Annotated in this window: 15 protein-coding genes; 5 read left to right on the top strand and 10 right to left on the bottom strand. The window is 61.9% G+C overall.

Going from position 1 to position 16,754, the window contains the following annotated elements; genetic code table 11:
- Positions 1–82: 82 nt before the first annotated feature.
- Genes AS189_RS01530 through AS189_RS01520 form a run of 3 tightly spaced genes read right to left on the bottom strand, consistent with a single transcriptional unit; the run spans position 83 to position 3,609 of the window.
- Complete coding sequence (locus AS189_RS01530; RefSeq protein ID WP_062285835.1) at positions 83–1,708, bottom strand: sialidase family protein; 1,626 nt, start codon at positions 1,706–1,708, stop codon at positions 83–85.
- A 57-nt stretch (positions 1,709–1,765) separates the two neighbouring features.
- Positions 1,766–2,392: a response regulator transcription factor gene (locus tag AS189_RS01525; RefSeq protein ID WP_062285833.1), complete on the bottom strand. Its 627-nt coding sequence runs from the start codon at positions 2,390–2,392 to the stop codon at positions 1,766–1,768.
- Positions 2,389–3,609 (bottom strand): sensor histidine kinase, encoded by a 1,221-nt coding sequence (locus tag AS189_RS01520; RefSeq protein WP_129587117.1) that lies wholly within the window; start codon positions 3,607–3,609, stop codon positions 2,389–2,391. The genes AS189_RS01525 and AS189_RS01520 overlap by 4 nt, the downstream gene beginning before the upstream one ends.
- A 145-nt stretch (positions 3,610–3,754) precedes the next feature.
- Here AS189_RS01520 and AS189_RS01515 point away from each other — a divergent pair, with 145 nt between their 5' ends.
- A complete protein-coding gene (locus tag AS189_RS01515; RefSeq protein ID WP_062285831.1) occupies positions 3,755–4,228 on the top strand; it encodes a hypothetical protein in 474 nt (157 codons plus the stop codon).
- Between the two features lie 57 nt (positions 4,229–4,285).
- Here AS189_RS01515 and AS189_RS01510 read toward each other — a convergent pair whose 3' ends face one another.
- Genes AS189_RS01510 through AS189_RS01495 form a run of 4 tightly spaced genes read right to left on the bottom strand, consistent with a single transcriptional unit; the run spans position 4,286 to position 6,579 of the window.
- A complete protein-coding gene (locus AS189_RS01510) occupies positions 4,286–4,945 on the bottom strand; it encodes a pentapeptide repeat-containing protein (RefSeq protein ID WP_062285829.1) in 660 nt (219 codons plus the stop codon).
- 9 nt (positions 4,946–4,954) lie between these two features.
- Complete coding sequence (locus AS189_RS01505; RefSeq protein WP_062285827.1) at positions 4,955–5,134, bottom strand: hypothetical protein; 180 nt, start codon at positions 5,132–5,134, stop codon at positions 4,955–4,957.
- A 59-nt stretch (positions 5,135–5,193) separates the two neighbouring features.
- Positions 5,194–5,655: an ASCH domain-containing protein gene (locus tag AS189_RS01500; RefSeq protein WP_082633964.1), complete on the bottom strand. Its 462-nt coding sequence runs from the start codon at positions 5,653–5,655 to the stop codon at positions 5,194–5,196.
- A gap of 30 nt (positions 5,656–5,685) precedes the next feature.
- Positions 5,686–6,579: a DUF4031 domain-containing protein gene (locus AS189_RS01495; protein ID WP_062285825.1), complete on the bottom strand. Its 894-nt coding sequence runs from the start codon at positions 6,577–6,579 to the stop codon at positions 5,686–5,688.
- 112 nt (positions 6,580–6,691) lie between these two features.
- Here AS189_RS01495 and AS189_RS01490 point away from each other — a divergent pair, with 112 nt between their 5' ends.
- Positions 6,692–7,381: a ubiquinone/menaquinone biosynthesis methyltransferase gene (locus tag AS189_RS01490; RefSeq protein WP_062285823.1), complete on the top strand. Its 690-nt coding sequence runs from the start codon at positions 6,692–6,694 to the stop codon at positions 7,379–7,381.
- Between the two features lie 242 nt (positions 7,382–7,623).
- On the opposite strand, the gene AS189_RS01485 is transcribed toward AS189_RS01490, so the two are convergent.
- The gene (locus AS189_RS01485) at positions 7,624–8,451 is read right to left on the bottom strand and encodes a MerR family transcriptional regulator (RefSeq protein ID WP_062285820.1); all 828 of its coding nucleotides are present in this window, start codon (positions 8,449–8,451) and stop codon (positions 7,624–7,626) included.
- A gap of 245 nt (positions 8,452–8,696) precedes the next feature.
- On the opposite strand from AS189_RS01485, the gene AS189_RS01480 reads away from it, so the two are divergent.
- Positions 8,697–9,758, top strand: a complete 1,062-nt coding sequence (locus AS189_RS01480) for a 2,3-butanediol dehydrogenase (protein WP_062285818.1) — start codon at positions 8,697–8,699, stop codon at positions 9,756–9,758.
- A gap of 208 nt (positions 9,759–9,966) precedes the next feature.
- A complete protein-coding gene (clpB, locus tag AS189_RS01475; RefSeq protein ID WP_062285816.1) occupies positions 9,967–12,576 on the top strand; it encodes an ATP-dependent chaperone ClpB in 2,610 nt (869 codons plus the stop codon).
- Positions 12,577–12,668: 92 nt separating this feature from the next.
- On the opposite strand, the gene AS189_RS01470 is transcribed toward clpB, so the two are convergent.
- A complete protein-coding gene (locus tag AS189_RS01470) occupies positions 12,669–14,693 on the bottom strand; it encodes a septum formation family protein (protein ID WP_062285814.1) in 2,025 nt (674 codons plus the stop codon).
- A 325-nt stretch (positions 14,694–15,018) separates the two neighbouring features.
- Here AS189_RS01470 and AS189_RS01465 point away from each other — a divergent pair, with 325 nt between their 5' ends.
- Positions 15,019–15,246: a DUF3073 domain-containing protein gene (locus AS189_RS01465; protein ID WP_062285813.1), complete on the top strand. Its 228-nt coding sequence runs from the start codon at positions 15,019–15,021 to the stop codon at positions 15,244–15,246.
- A 353-nt stretch (positions 15,247–15,599) separates the two neighbouring features.
- On the opposite strand, the gene purM is transcribed toward AS189_RS01465, so the two are convergent.
- On the bottom strand, positions 15,600–16,748 hold the full coding sequence (gene purM / locus AS189_RS01460; protein ID WP_062285810.1) for a phosphoribosylformylglycinamidine cyclo-ligase: 1,149 nt from the start codon (positions 16,746–16,748) through the stop codon (positions 15,600–15,602).
- Positions 16,749–16,754: the final 6 nt, after the last annotated feature.

The following is a 16,754-nucleotide window of genomic DNA, read 5'->3' as shown; positions in this document are numbered from 1 at the left end:
CTTTGAGTGCTCATAACAGCCATATCTCACGGATCGATGAGCCCAGGGGTTGCGAGCCGGTTCCCAACGGCCGCGCGGCGCATTAATGCTCCGCAATGTCCCCGGAAACCATGTCGAAAGTGAAGCCGCGCAGTGCGCCGGAGGTGGCCATTCCGGCGTCGACGCCCATATTGAACTCCAGCGTCAGTGCCCCTGCCGCAATATCCGCCTCGGTCACCGTGCACGTGGCCGTGAAGCTGCGCACCGCGCCGGTCAGTAGCGGCTCCCAACCGAGCAGGGCAACGATCCCTGCTGTTCTGCTTTCCAGGAACACGGCCACTTTTGGTGCCGCCAGTCCGGAATTGCGCACCCGGCCGGAGAACGCGAGGACATCCCCAGCCTTGTATCCCGGGACCACAGCGCCGTAGTTCAGATCCTGTGACTCGCGGTTGGAGAGCACCTGCGGGGAATCCTCGGAGTAGCCCTGGCCCACCTCTTTCCATGCGGACGGGTCCCAATCGCCGTCGGTCTGGGCGAGCACAAAACTCTCACCCACGCTCTCCCACACGGCAGGCCGGCCGGGGGTGATAGAACGTAGAACTACATCCAGAGCCACGCAACGTGAAGTGGCGGTGCCGGAATCATGCGTCAAAGAAGCAGCGGGAGAGGCCAATAACTCGGCAGGATCGATCGCCACAAACACAATTTCCTGGTAGCCCTGGCGCTCGTAGAGAACGCCGATCCGGCCGTCGGGCAGGCGCGCAGCTGTGGAATATTGTGAGCTTCCACCGCATAGTACGACGCCGAATGGCCACGTTACCCCGTTGTCACCCGAGAGCTTCAGGACGGTATTGCGGCGTAGGGCTGGATCGTGATTGTGGGTGGCGATGAGCCAGTCCGTGGTGTCCGGCGTGGCCAATGTGGTGACGTTGGGCAGACCATCGAACCGGGTCACAGAGCCGTTGTCGCTGGGGTCCGTTAGTTCGAGGTGAGGCTGCGCCGAGGTGTAGCTGTGGCCGCCGTCGACCGAGATGGCTGTGAGCCGGTGCGGGGTGGCGCGCGAATGCATCAGTAGCGTGCCGTCAGCTAGACACACCACCTTATTTTCGTTGGCGCCGGCAATGAATTCACCCAGCGTCCACGTCTCACCGTGATCGTCACTGTACGCACTGGCGGCTTTGATCTCGCCCTCGTGAAGCAGCACAAACTGCTGCACCAAACGTCCAATGAAAGGGCCGGTGTGGATCTGAATACCGGCTCCGGCAGCAGCAAACAAGCCCGTGACGCCATCGCCCTTGAGCATGGAGGTGAGGCGGCGGTGTTGCCAGGTAACGCCGTCGTCGTCGGAAAAGCTGAGGTCAGCGTGCTGGATGGCTTCCTGGTCATCGAGCCCCGCCGCGGCCTCGAAGAATCCCGCGTGCGTGCCAGCCGCGTGGAAGAGGAAGATACGCCCGGTTGAGGTGTCGATGAGCAGGCTGGGATCGCCGTAGCCGTCCAAACCGGTGCCGGTGCGCACGGTTTGCTGGGGACCCCAGGTGAGCCCGTTGTCGGTGCTGCGGCGGAGGAGCAGATCGATCGGGTTGGGCAGGTCATCGAGGTTAGGGCGGCCGTCGTAGGCGGCCAGAAGAGTTCCCCGTGGCGACACTGCCAGGGCAGGGATGCGGTACTGCCGATGCCCCGCGACGCCGCGACGGGCAAGAACCGTTTCCAAAGATGTAGGACGTATCATCACATGTTGAGCTTAGCTGGGTTCGCAGCGCATGCGGGAGACCGCCGTGGAAAAGTTCTAAATCCAGCCCTGTTGCCATGCTTTTTCAGCGGCGTCGTGCCGGGAAACAGCGTTGAGTTTCGTCATGGCGGAGGAGAGATAGTTGCGCACCGTGCCCGAGGCGAGATGCAGTTGCTTGGCAATCTCAGCGACGCTGGTGGTGGAGCGGCTCACGCGCAGCGCATCCAGTTCGCGGTCAGTGAGCGGGCAGCGCTCGGCGGTCAGCGCGGCCGCGGCAATCTCCGGGTCGATGTAACGCTTGCCGGCCGCTACATCCCGAATCACGTGGGCAAGATCCTCCGCCGGGGTGGACTTGGGCACAAAGCCAGACACCTTGGAAGCCAGCGCCCGGCGCAGCACACCCGGACGGGCGTGCCGAGTCACAATGATCACGCGGGTGTTGACGGTAGCAAGAATCATAGCGGCCGCCTCAAGCCCATCGGCCCGCGGCATCTCGAGATCCAGCAGGCAAATATCCGGCTGGGTGGATAAGGCCAGCTCGACGGCGGTGCTCCCATTATCGGCACTCGCCACCACTTCAATATCGGATTCGAGCCCCAGCAGGGCCTCCAGCGCGCCGCGGATCAGATGCTCGTCGTCGGCAATCAAGAGCCGAATGGGGGAGGTGTCCAGGGTTTCAGTCATGCGGGTATTCCTCTGGTGGGGATCCGCGCCAGCAACTCAAAGTGGCCGGTATCCAGGGTTGTTTCAAGTGTTCCGCCGATTGTCTCGAGCCGCCCCCGCAAGCCCAATAAGCCGGTGCCGGCCGTCAATGACATGGACGACGGCGTGCCGTTGAGTCCGTTGTTGCGGATAGTCAGTGTTGCCTCAGCTTCGGTGGACGTCAGGGAGATGGTGGCGTGGGTGGCTTCGCTGTGGCGCAGAATGTTCGTGGTGGCCTCACGCACAGTCATGGCCAGGGCCTGTTGTGCTGCGGGTTCTGCTGGCAGTGTCTCCAGCGTCAGCTCACAGTCTGCCCCGGCTGCCGTGAGAACCTCCCGGGCATTCTCCAACTCGTCCGCCAGGGACGTTTCCCGGTATCCGGCCACGAGCGAACGGGTTTCCTCGAGAGCTTGCTTGGCAATGAGCCGAGTCTCATGAATGTTTTCACGAGCCGCCTCAGGATTGCGGTCAAGAAGCCGCTCGGCCAGTTCGGATTTCAGAGCGATGACCTGCAGATGGTGGCCCTGAATATCGTGCAGGTCCGCGGCGAAGCGGAGCCTTTCCTGGGCAACAGCCAATTCCCCGGCGATGACCCGGTGCCGGTCAAGCTCCACTACCACCCGCCACCACCACAGGCTGCTGATGAGCAGCAGCGGCATTCCTGCCGAATAGGCCAGCAGCATGCGGGAGGCGGAATCTTCCGGAAGTGGATCGGACTGCCCCATCCAGAAGTGACGAATAGCGGCAAATGCCAGTAGCGAGAGGAAGCCGGCTGCCACGGTTAGCCAGCGAGTCCTTGCGGGCAGCAGGCTGGCCACGAGGGACACGGCCAGCCACAGCGGAATCGCAGCAATCCACCCAGCGTCCGAGGTGAGCAGACCCAATACCCACACAGCACCGGAGGTAACAACCATGGCCGTGGTCCAAACGGGACGGGGCAGTCCACCGCCCAAACCGGCCCGCAGGAACCAGCAATAACGCACCTGGAGGGCCACAGCGAGAACGAGGGCCAGCAGCAACAGCCCGGAGACGGCGTCGTTCTTGGCAGTGAAGGTACTGACCGCGAAGCTCAGCAACATGAAGTGCAGGACCACCAAAATGAACACGATGGAGCCCAAGGTGTACGTCCATGTGCTGCGCACGCTGCGGCCCAGGCTGGCGGTGGGGCGCGGAATTTCCGGGGACGAGACTGCAGGCATGGGCTTCAGTCTAGGGCAATGACATTTGTCACGGATTCCCTGTGCGAAAGTGCAAGTCAGGACGTGACAACAACGCACTATTGCGTCCCGGGCTACTGCGAAAGGATTGATTCATCAACGAATTCCATCGACGAAAGAAGTCATCATGATCGAGTCAATGCAGTCCTTCACTGCCTCCCTTCCTCCCATGCTGCAGTGGGTGGGCGTGCTCCTGGTAGCGGCCATTCCTTTTGTGGAGTCCTACTTTGGTTCGGTGGTAGGCGTGGTCATTGGTCTGAACCCGGTGCTTGCCATCGGAGTCGCGGTCGTGGGCAATGTTCTCTCCATGTTGGTCTTTGTGCTCAGCGCACACGGGGTGCGGAGTAAGGTTTTCGCTGGCAAGACGGCGAAGGAGCTTTCTCCCCGGCGGGCCAAGCTGCGCAGGACTTTCGACAAGTACGGTGTTGCCGGTGTGAGCCTGGCGGGTCAGGCCATCCTGCCGAGTCAGATCACCTCTGCCGCCATGGTGTCCTTTGGTGCACCAAAGAACGCTGTGATCCTGTGGCAGCTCATTTCCATCATTCTGTGGGGCACCGCGTTTGGTGTGGCCGCAACATTCGGTGTCACGCTGATGGGCTAGCTGCCTTGTGGGCTAGGCGCCTGACTGGTGAGTATGGAGTGCAGGCTCGTCAGGTTCTCAGGCGACGGTGATGCCCAAGTGAGCGGCGAAGATCGGCGCCAGCAGGCTCATCTGGTAATCGTCAATAATTGCCCCGGACATGGAACCGACGCCGTTGAGCGTGCGGAAGTCACTGGTCCGCAGATCCACGTCCTTCAGTGTGGCCTGCTGGAGATCCAGGGTTCCGATGCGGCAGTTCTTCAGCGCCAAGCGCGTGACATTGGCCCCGCCTAGATCCAGTTCATCAATGATGCAGTCACTGATTTGCAGGTCAATAATCTTTGCGGCGCGCAGGTTCAGGAAATCGATCTTGCCGCCATCGATCCGGACCGACTGCCAGCTGCTGTCATAGAGCTCGGCCGATCCCCAACGGGGTGAGATGACTTCGGTATCCCGCCAGCTGGTCCGGGCACCCTTCATGATCGGCGCGAAGCTGTCCTTAATAAGGGTGCCGCGGAAACGCACGCCGCGGAGCTCGGCATCATTGAGCAGGGGGCCATTGAGCTCGCATTCCAGGAAATCCGACGACGTGAGATTTGCGCCGTCAAAACTGGGCCGGTCGAAGCGTTGACCGTCATAAGTGTCCCCGGGGCCGAAGAAAGCATCCTCGTTGTCCACTAGGTCATGCAGCGTCAGCGGAGTGAGCCGGGGTGCGCGGGGCGCAGTCTTCGAAGCCATGCATCTAGGTTATCCGCCCGCGGCTGGAGCGGAATTCTGATAATCATCGCCGGCTGGCCACGCCCGGATTGCCCGAAAACTGTAGCCGTCCTGTGCGGCAGCCTCCCAGCCACCCGGCGTCGACTCCGAATCAAGGACACCCCAGCCTTCTTCGTCATGCCAAATGCGGACTGCGCCTGTGGTTGTCATGGTCTCAGGCTACGCAGTCTCTGGCCCGGATCCTAGAGTCGGGAGTCAAGCCCCCGGGGCTAAGGCACCTGAGCTATGACTTTGAAGCGTTGCAGCACCAGCAGGGTGCTGGCATCCACGGTGAAGTGGGGATCGCCCATGGCATGCCGCATCTCGGCGGAGTGCCAGAAATCTTCGTGGCCAGCCCGCCATTGGGCCACCGTGGTGAAGCCTTCACCCTCATCAATGGCATGCTGCAGGTCTACATCGGCCAGAGAAACAGTACGCACTTCAGTCATTTCAATGACGGCAACCCCTCGGCCCGCAGAGTCAATCACCACTTCGCGCTGGCCGGGCCGTGGAAGCTCCTCGTGTTCGACCTCAAATTCAATGAGCGTGCACGTGGTGGAAGTCTTGGAACCGTCAAGAATTGCTGCCACCAGCTGCTCACGCAAGGGACCGGGAAAGGCGAACTCGCCTAGGGGCAGGCCCGCGAATTCCGGGGCATTTGTCAGGTCAGTGGCTGCATCATGGAAGGGCATCCATTGATCCTACGCGGACCGTTAAACATTTTAGTACAGTTGTGCTATTTCTTTACTGGCTTGAAGTGCCGTGAGCTCCTGGGTGAGATTCCGGTGCGCCTGATCCGCCCACAGTTCGCGCCCCTTTGGCGTACGGAAGAGGGGGTTCAATGCCAGTAAATAACGCAGCACGGAAGCCCGCCCTTTCGAAAAATCACTCTCCGAGATGTGGGCATAGTCCCGACGTACTCCGGCTACATACCGCGAGTATTCGCTATCTGGGGCGCCCAGAATGGCGAGGTCGGCATCGCAGAGGAGGTGTCCGGCGCGGTCTTCGGGGGAGGGGGAGTGGCTGGTGGTCAGGCGAACCAGGCGGGCCACCTCGGCGACTTCCAAAGTCTCCACAACGCCATTTAAGCATGATTGCGCTAAAACGGCGGAGTCCTCCTCGTCGGACGGTGTCCCGTTGTAAACTACGTCGTGAAACCAGGCGGCCAGCGCCACCGGCCGGGGAATATCCCGCTCAGTGAGCGCGTCCAACGCCTCCAAAACGGCCAGCAGATGCGTAGCGGAATGGTAGTGCCGGTGCGGCTCATTCCACCGGTTCAGCAAATCCGTGCCAAGCTCCGGGTGCCCCGGCATAAGCGCATTCCAACGCCGTTCCAGCACCGAGCCAACGGACTTCACCCTGTATTTCGCTTTGATACGCAAGCCTGACGCCATGAGGGTGCGGGCCAGTTCCTTGCCAGTCAGTGGCACCGCCCCGGCCATAATGAGTTCATCGTAGAGGCGCTCGGGAACGTCGTAGTGATCAAGGTCAAAGGCGCGGTCGGTGACACCATTTCTTGCGGCAAAGGCATGGAGTTCTGCCACCGAGGTATCGGAGATCAAGTGCGAGAACAAGGTCCCGTGGGCCGGCCAGAAGGGTGGATCGATAAAGATCATGGCCCCAGTGTAGGCCCGGGTGACTTAGAGCCTCCAGTACGTGTGGTGACGGGAACGCGCTCATCCCACATAGACTTTCTTCGACCAGCACATCAACGGAAAGCCGGCGGTAATGCGCAACGAAGACTCCAGCGTCCAGGCCACATTCAACAGCATCGCCCGTCGCTATGACCTGATGAACCGGCTCATGACGCTGGGTTCCCACAGGCGCTGGTGCAAGGAAGTCGCTGAAACCGTCACCGCCGCCCCGGGAGTCAATTACCTGGATCTGGCCACCGGAACGGGCGTGATTGCCCGAGCTGTCCGCGCGCAGAGTCCCGATAGCACCATTATCGGAGCCGATTTTTCCGAGTCCATGCTCGATGTTGCTCGCGGCGTGCAGGATAATTCCGGCATCGTGTGGCAATTTGCCGATGCCCATGAGCTGCCTTTCGCAGATAACGCGTTCGACGGCGTGACGCACGGCTACCTGCTTCGGAATGTGAGTGATCTGGAGAAGGTTTTGAACGAACAGTTCCGGGTCCTGAAGCCCGGCGGTGTGGTGTCAGCCTTGGAGTCTTCCCCGCCAAGCGGAGTTCTGGCTCCGTTTATCCGTCTCGGCATGAAGGTTGTCATTCCCACGCTCGGGACGCTTATTGGCCGCGACCGCCCCGCCTACGAGTACCTGGTTGATTCAACGCTCGGCTTCCTGACTCCGCGGGCGCTGCGGCTCAAATTTGAAGAGGCAGGGTTCCAGAACATTCAGGTCAAGCCCAAGTTCATGGGCACCAACATGATTTGGACGGCACGCAAACCGGGCTAGGCCCTCAAGAAGCCGGAGTAATCTCCTACGTGGGGGAGGGAATGGGGGCGTGGCGGCGAAAAGTTGAAGCCCGCCACGCGTTTCCTGGGTTTATACGCGACGCTGCTGGCCGCGTCTGCGTATAAACAAAGATCACTTACTTTATACGCACGCCACGCCCGACCCGGCTGCGGTGGAACCATTCCTGCGCACCTTGGCCGGGCGTGGCTTGCGTATAGGTAAAGTCCCATTCGACCAAATGGCTATAGCTCCCGCTCCGCATAGAACGTCAGGGCATCCCGCACGAAAGCTGCCCCTTCCCGTCCGCCGTAGATCGCGGCGAAGCGGGGATCGGCCACGTACATGTTCGCCAGTCCCACTACGTAGTCGCGTTCCTTGCCGCCCTGCGCAGTAGCTGAGACGGGCCTAGGCTCACGTTTAGGCTCAGCGCCTGATGCTGCGGCCGGCGTGCTGGGAATGCTGCGAAGCCAAGAAACGTGACGGCCGGCCAGCTCCTGCGCCGCTGTAGAGGAAGCCGTGGCCCCGCTGGACCAAGCAGCGATCCAGTCCCTATTAAGTAAGTTAACGTTCTCCTTCCAGCTGTTCCGTTCGGCGGAGTTCATTCCGCGCCACCACGCATCGCTGCCGGCGTAGGCCTCCTTGCCCCACCGTTGTTCAACTTCGTCCTTGTGCTGGGTGTGGTCAAACCCGTCCAGCATGTCCTTTGCCATGATTTCCTCTCCCGCGGCCTCCGCTGCAATGGTTTTTTCTACAGATGTGATCAGCCGCGACAAGCGAAGCTGTTCGTCCCGCAGCCAGACAACATGGTTGCGCAGGGCCGAGGTTGCCGAGTTTTCCTGCGCCAGCACGGCCGCGATCGACGGCAGCCCCAGCCCCAGTTCGCGCAGCAGCAGAATTCGCTGCAGCCGCACCAGTGCCGTCTGGTCATAATGCCGGTAGCCGTTGCCCGCAATTCGGCTTGGCGCCAACAATCCGATGGTGTCGTAGTGCCGCAGCGTCCGGCTGGTGGTTCCCGCCAGGGCTGCAATTTGCTGGATTGACCAGTCCGATGGAGCTTTATCGGTGCTCATGCAAGCAACTCTAAAGGTTGACGCAACGTCAAGGTCAAGGCGTGTTCCCGTCAAGGAAGTTATGGGCCCGGCTGAGCAGCAGTTGCTTTCAATGTGGCGTATGCCACACGAGCGATTTGCGCCGTTCCTTGCTTTCTGCGAGAGGATGGGATTGTCAGCGACTTCGGGGGACCCGGTGGTTCTGCACAGCACGAAGCCGTGCAGATTGACCGAGTCTTCAATAATGAAAAACTTGAGGAGCAATCATGAGGGCAGCACGTTACTACGACCGCAATGACATCCGTATCGAGGACATTGCGGAGCCTGAACTGAAACCGGGAACCGTGGCCATTGACGTTGCGTGGTGCGGGATCTGCGGCACCGACCTGCACGAGTATCTGGAAGGGCCCATCTTCATTCCGCCCGCAGGCCACCCGCACCCGATCTCCGGAGAGTCCGCTCCCGTGACATTGGGCCACGAGTTCTCCGGAACCATCACGGCGCTGGGTGAGGGCGTCGCCGATCTGGCGGTCGGTGAAAACGTGGTGGTGGAGCCCTACATCATCGGTGCGGATGTGGATACAAGCGAAGGTGCGCCGTACCAGCTGTCCAAGGACATGAACTTCATCGGATTGGGTGGACGCGGTGGCGGACTTGCCGAGAAGATTGTCGTGGAACGCCGCTGGGTCCACCCGATTGGCGACATTCCCTTGGACCAGGCCGCGCTGATCGAACCCCTTTCGGTGGGGCATCACGCCTACGTGCGTTCCGACGCAAAAGCCGGCCAGGTTGCCATCGTGGGCGGGGCGGGACCCATCGGCCTACTGACTGCGGCTGTACTCAAGGCCAAAGGCCTGACGGTCTACATCTCCGAACTTTCCGAGGCGCGCAAGGCGAAGGCGTTGGAAACCGGTGTTGCTGACGCCGTCTTCGATCCCCGTGAGGGCGACGTTGCCAGCCAGGTCCGCGAGTTGACGAATGGCCAAGGTGCAGACGTCGGGTTTGAATGCTCATCTGTACCCGCTGTTCTGGACATGCTCCTGGACGCCGTTCGGCCCGGCGCGGTCATCGTCAACGTCTCCATCTGGGGGCACAAACCTGCTGTGGACATGCCAAAGCTGGTGCTGAAGGAAGTGGATCTGCGCGGCACCATCGGGTACGCCAATGACCACCCGGACACCATCGCGCTGGTCCAAAGCGGCAAGTTAGACCTCTCTCGCTTCATCACTGGACGGATCGGCCTGGACGGGCTGGTCACCGAAGGTTTTGAGCAGTTGATCAACAACAATGAAGAGCACGTGAAAATCATCGTGAACCCGCGCGGCTGAGCAGTGAACCACCCTTGACGGGTAAAGGATGCCCGGAAGCTGAGTATCAGTTTCCGGGCGCCTCTTCGCATTTCAGGCACCGGGTGCCCAGCTTTGTGCGCACGGAAAAAATTCTCGGAATAAGTTCCCCAAGGTGTAAGTTGAGCGTAGTAGACTCAACTTTATAAGCGTGAGTCAGAACCTAAAAAACCCAACGAAAGGACCTCTCTTGGACGCCAAATTCACCACAAAGAGCCAGGAGGCTCTTTCCGCCGCCGCCATGAACGCCTCCACCGCCGGAAACCCCGCGGTTGAGCCCGCCCACCTACTCAAGGCCCTCATGGACCAGCGCCAAGGTGTGGCAGTTGCGCTTCTGAAGGCCGCCGGGGTCGACCCGGATGAGGTCAGCGTCGGTGCCAGCGCAGCCATTCGCAACCTCCCGTCGTCGTCCGGCACCTCCGTTGCGCAGGCCCAACTCAGCCGCAACACGCTGATGGCCGTTCAGGCTGCCCAGCAGGCCGCCGAGCGCATGGGGGACAGCTACGTCTCCACCGAGCATTTGCTGCTGGGCCTGACGGACGACGCCGGAGCAACAGGAAGTGCCCTGCGCCAAGTGGGTGCCACTCGGGCCGCGCTCGACGCTGCGCTGCCTACCGTGCGTGGGGACGGCAAGGTCACCACACCGGATCCCGAGAACACCTTCGAGGCCTTGGCGAAGTTCGGCGTGGACATGACGGCCATTGCCCGCACCGGCAAGCTTGACCCCGTGATTGGCCGCGACGCCGAGATCCGCCGCGTCATTCAGGTGCTGAGCCGGCGCACCAAGAACAACCCCGTGCTCATTGGCGAGCCCGGGGTTGGCAAGACTGCCGTGGTTGAAGGCCTAGCCCAGCGCATGGTGGCAGGAGACGTGCCCGAATCTCTGCGCGGGAAGTCGCTCATCAGCCTTGACCTGGCATCGATGGTGGCCGGGGCCAAATACCGTGGCGAATTCGAGGAGCGGCTCAAAGCGGTTCTGGAGGAAATTAAGGCATCCGACGGGCAGATTGTCACGTTCATTGACGAGATTCATACTGTGGTTGGAGCCGGCGCATCCGAAGGTTCCATGGACGCCGGTAACATGCTCAAGCCCATGCTGGCCCGCGGCGAGCTGCGCCTGATCGGCGCCACCACGCTGGATGAGTACCGCGAAAACATTGAAAAAGACCCCGCCTTGGAACGCCGTTTCCAGCAAGTATTTGTGGGCGAGCCCAGCGTGGACGACACCATCGGCATCCTGCGTGGGCTCAAGGAACGCTACGAGGCACACCACAAGGTGGCCATCGCAGATTCCGCCCTGGTCGCGGCCGCCACGCTGTCCAGCCGCTACATCAGCGGCCGCCAGCTGCCGGACAAGGCGATTGACCTGATGGATGAGGCCGCATCCCGCCTGCGCATGGAGATTGACTCGGCGCCGGAAGAGATTGACCAGCTGCGCCGCGCCGTGGACCGATTGACCATGGAAGAACTGGCCCTGGCAGGGGAAAGTGACCCTGCTTCAATTGAGCGGTTGGAGGCCCTGCGCGCCGACATGGCCGACAAAAAGGAGGAGCTCTCCGGGCTGAACGCACGCTGGGAGGCTGAAAAGGCTGGGCTGAACCGGGTGGGTGATTTGAAGGCCAAGCTTGATGAGCTGCGTTCCGTCGCTGACAAGGCCCAGCGCGACGGCGACCTTGAGCAGGCTTCTCGCGTACTGTACGGCGAAATCCCGGCCCTGCAGCGTGAGCTGGAGGCGGCCGCTGCCGAGGAGCAGTCCACGGACAAGCCTGAGCTGATGGTGGCCGAAGAAGTCACCGCCGATGATATTGCCGAGGTCATTTCCGCGTGGACCGGCATCCCTGCTGGGCGCATGTTGCAGGGCGAGAGTCAGAAGCTGCTGCAGATGGAGCAGGTTCTGGGCTCTCGGCTGATTGGCCAGTCTGCAGCCGTCACCGCGGTATCTGACGCAGTCCGCCGCGCCCGGGCTGGCATCAGCGACCCCGACCGGCCCACGGGTTCCTTCCTGTTCTTGGGGCCCACCGGTGTGGGTAAGACCGAGCTGGCCAAGGCCTTGGCCGACTTCCTCTTTGATGACGAACGCGCCATGATTCGCATCGACATGAGCGAATACTCCGAGAAGCACTCTGTCTCCCGGCTGGTCGGCGCCCCTCCCGGATACGTGGGCTACGACGAGGGTGGGCAGCTGACTGAGGCCGTGCGCCGTCGTCCGTATTCCGTGGTGCTGTTGGATGAGGTGGAGAAGGCCCACCCGGAAGTCTTCGACATTCTGCTTCAGGTGTTCGACGACGGCCGGCTCACCGATGGGCAGGGCCGCACGGTTGATTTCCGCAACGTCATCATCGTGCTGACCTCCAACTTGGGCTCGCAGTTCCTCGTTGATCAGTCACTGTCCGATGACGAGAAGCACAAGGCCGTCATGTCAATCGTGGAGGCCTCCTTCAAGCCGGAGTTCCTGAACCGACTCGATGAGATTGTCATGTTTGATGCGCTCAATATCGAAGAGTTGTCGCGGATTGTGGATCTGCAGGTGCAGTCGCTGGCTGCTCGGCTGTATGAGCGGCGCCTGACGCTTGAGGTCAGTGATGCTGCCAAGGCGTGGCTGGCGATGACCGGCTACGACCCGGCCTACGGTGCCCGGCCGCTGCGACGGCTGGTCCAGCGTCAGATTGGCGACCGGCTGGCCAAGGAGATTCTGGCCGGGACCATCGTGGACGGGGACACTGTCCTGGTAGACACGGCTGCCGATTTCGATGAGCTGGACATGGATTCTGCTGCCGGGCTGACGGTTGGCCGCAAGTAGAGTCATGAGTTAACCAGCAGGGGCTGTGATGTTTGGGTTGATCCCAAACATCACAGCCCCTGCTGGTTTAAAACCGGCTCAAGTGTCCTTTGCTATGCGGTCAGTGAGACTTCCAGCGGGTTCCCGCTTCGCGTGTCATGGACCAGGCAGTCCACGCGGCGGTCACCCGAGTCATTCCAGGTGTTCTCCGAGGGGTAAGCCGTGCTCTGTTCCAGCGTTTTCATCCCGCTAGCATCCGAGGTGAGCTCAACGGCATCGCAGACCTCGGCAGCCTTGGCCTTGAGTGTGTCGGCACCGGGGTACTCATCGGAATCCCCGTAATAGAAGGTGCCTACAAGCTGCGCGTTGTGGGGTGCGCTGCAGAATACGACATCGGCCGGTGTCGAGGCGTTGTTGAAGCCGCGGAGGCAGTCGCCTTCCAGCCATTTCAGGGGCGAAGCGCCAGATATAATCAGGCCTTCATCGAAGGGCTCATCTGTTGCCGGTTCGGCGCCAGGATCAAGCGATTCTTCCGGCACCGCACCTTGCGACTGAACAGTCGGTTCTGCGGGGTTTGGGTCGTTAGGGCTGCTGTTGTTGATGAGAAGGCTGGCTAACAGCCAGATCAGCAGGCCCAACAGGATGGCTCCCACGAGCGCAACACCCAAGATGATGAACAGTTTCTTGTTCCCGCCACCCTGAGGAGACCCGGGGCCACCTGGGCCGCCGCCGAAGCCACCCGGACCCTGAGGCCCGCCGTAGTTGCCGGGACCGCCGGGACCGCCACCGAACTGACCGGGGCCCTGAGGCCCACCGAACTGACCGGGGCCCTGAGGCCCGCCGAACTGACCCGGACCCTGAGGCCCTCCGAATTGACCCGGTACAGGGGGAATGCCCGGTGTGGACGGGGCGCCTGACTGGGGAGGTCCGCCAAACGATGGGGCGCCGTGCTGGGTGGGTGCGCCGTAGGGGGCCTGTGCTGCTGCAGGTTGGCCGTACGGCGCCGGGGTACCGTAGGCAGGCTGAGTGGGAGTGGAGGCGGATGCCTGATCGCCTGCCGTGCCAGCCTGCTGACCGTCCGGGTTCTGCTGGCTAGCGGCCGGAGTCTGGCCGTAAGGGACCGTTTGTTCCGGTGCGACAGGAGTCTGGCCGAAGGGGTTTTGCTGACCTACGGCCGGGGGCTCCTCAGGGGCAGGCGGCGCTGCGGCTGCTGCAGCTTCTGCGGCCAGTGCTGCATCGGCTTCGCCGCGGGCCATCTGGGCAGGTGACTGCCAGGCGTTGGCCTTGGGCTGCCACGGTGTTGCCGATTGCTGCCACTGGGCGTCCGGGCGATGCCAGCCGTGGCTGTCAGAAGTGCCGGAGCCTACTCGGGGCGCCGCATCCGGAGCGAGAGTTACTGAGGAGCTGGCATCCGTGGAACCGCTGTTGGCTGCGTTGCTCTGTGCTTCCTGTGCTTCTGACGTTTCTGAGGCCTCAGGGGCCTGTCCGCCATAGGGTGGCTGGAACGGTGCCTGTTCCGGCGCGGGTGGCGCTGACGGATCCTGCGAGGGGACTGGTGGTTCGAAGCTGGAAGGGGCCGCGTGCGGGGTTTCTGGCTGGTCCAAGGGAACCGTGGGCTCGGCTGCAGTCTCCGACGGCTGTGACCACGGCTGTGCCGCTGGCTCAGAATCTTGCGCGGCGGCCGGCTGCGATGCCATCTGGGTATCGCGCGGGGGCTCCGTTGGTGACTCCTGCTGTGCCTCCTGCTGTGACTGTGACCAGGGGTTGCTGGAGACTGGAGGCTGGCTAAAGTCTGTGCGCAAAACTGTGGTTGCGCTGTCCCAATCGATGGGCTCGGGCGCAGCCGGCGGGTTTTGGAAGTCTGGGGCGGGCGGTGCATCCTCACCCAAGCCCGAGGAAACGGCCCGGGCTGCCAGTTCGGCTTCATGTTCCACTCGAGCCGCTTCGGCCTCGGCGGCTTTGAGGTCTACGCTCTCTGCCACGTCTTCGCTGATTTCCGCAGCACCCAGTTGGGGCTCCGCAAACTCATAGTCGGAGCCGGAGAAACCCTCTGAAGCGTCCTGGGCTTGGGGCACGTCGGGCCCAGTGGGAGGGCCCTGTTGAGCGCCTTTTTCGTTGGCGTTGCTGCTCTCGTTCATGGGGACAAACCTTCCGCGCTGCGTCCTGAAATGGCACAAAGTCCCGGGTGAGAGGTGGAAATGCGCGTTCCCAATAGTGGCCTATACGAGCATTCAAGCACCCCAGCCCCGCGGACATGTGCTCCGTCTACAGGTGACTCTACCGAACATTGATCCTGCGTCGAGGCTACTTTGTGGTTTGGCTATGGGCAGAACAACCCATAGTGGGACGCAAGAGGTCCAGAACTAATGTAATCTAGGACTACGACAAACTGACCGAATATTCCGGAGCCTCGCTCTTAGCCCGAGCGACCACCTCCGGTCCAAGTGTAAAAGGGGTCACGCCATGGGGCGCGGCCGTCAAAAGGCGAAGGCAACCAAGCAGGCTCGGGACATTAAGTACTACTCCCCGAGCACTGACTATTCAGCTCTGCAGAAAGAGCTCGGTGGAACTACTCGGCGAGCCCCGAGCCATCACACCGAAATTCCGGCAGAGCCGGACTATTCGGCGTACGAAGATAAGTATGCGGATCAGTTTGAGGATGACGACGTGGACTCCCGCCGAATTGGCTAGGACCGTCTGACAGACCTAAACTCAACAAACCCTGCACGACGCGAAAGCGATGTGTGGGGATTTTGTTGTTCCCCAATCACTCCCACGGCTCGTTCCTCACCTCGGGTCCCTCGCGATCGGGGCCCCAGCCACGCCCTCCCAATGCTCGCAAGCTCACCGCGGGTCCCTCGCGATCGGGGGCCCACCCACGCCCTCCCAATATCCAGCCGCTGGCACGGGGCCCTGGACGCTGTGGGTCCAGCGCACCTACTCGGCCTGGGGGATGCAAAAGGGACGGCGTTTGCGTAAAGAGACGGTCGTCTAGCACCCTCTTTTTACGCAAACGCCGTCCCTTTTCGAAACGTCGTGTGAAGCTATGAAGCGTAGTTGCCCACCAGGCGGACTGCGCCGCCGTTGACGCCCTTGGCACCCTGAGTGTAATCAGAACCGGTCTTATCGGAATCCGATGCTTCGGCCGTGACCGTTCCCATGACCCATGACGGCAGGCCGCGTGAGTTCAGGCGGGCGATGGCGTCATCGGCAGCATCGGCAGAAACCACGGCCACCATGCCAACGCCCAGGTTCAGGGTGCGCTCCAGATCGGCCAACGGCACGTTACCCAGCTGCGAGACAACGTTGAAGATGGACGGCAGGCTCCAGGTGGAGCGGTCCACGGTGCCGATGAGGCCCTGGGGCAGAACGCGGGCCAAGTTGGCGGCGAGGCCACCACCGGTAACGTGGCTAAAGCCATGAACGGCTTTTTCCTGGGTGACCGGGAGGTAACGGGTCAGATCCAAGCAGTCTGCGGCGTACACGCGAGTGGGTTCGAGGAGTTCCTCGCCCAAGGTACGGCCGAAGTCGGCAACCTGACGGTCCAGGGACCAGCCGGCGTGGTTGATGACGCGGCGAACCAGTGAGTAGCCGTTGGAGTGCAGACCCGAGGAAGCCATGCCAATGATGACATCGCCGGCGCGAACCCGTTCCGGACCCAGCAGCAGATCAGCCTCGACGACACCGGTGCAAGCACCTGCGACGTCGTACTCATCCGGAGCCAACAGGCCAGGGTGCTCAGCAGTCTCTCCACCCACCAATGCGGTTCCGGCAACCTTGCAGGCTGCTGCGATGCCGCGGACGATGTCGGCCACGCGCTGCGGAACTACTTTGCCGGTAGCGATGTAGTCGGTCATGAAGAGCGGCTCGGCGCCAACTACGACGATGTCATCGACAACCATGCCGACGAGGTCGTAACCAATGGTGTCGTGGATGTCCATGGCCTGCGCGATGGCGACCTTGGTGCCCACTCCATCGGTCGAGGTGGCCAGGAGCGGCTTCTTGAACGTCAGCAGCTTGGAAACGTCATACAGGCCGGCGAATCCGCCGAACCCGCCCACCACGGACGGGCCGTGGGTGGCCTTGACGGCTTCCTTCATCAGCTCAACGGCGAGGTCGCCCGCTTCGGTATCGACACCTGCGCTGGCGTAAGTAATTCCCTGGGTGGCTGACTCATGGGAGGCGTTGGTCATGGCGTC

Source organism: Arthrobacter alpinus (genome assembly GCF_001445575.1).
GTDB classification, from domain to species: Bacteria; Actinomycetota; Actinomycetes; order Actinomycetales; family Micrococcaceae; genus Specibacter; species Specibacter alpinus_C.
Note: the sequence above shows the minus strand (reverse complement) of the source record. Positions and strands in the feature narration are given on the sequence as shown.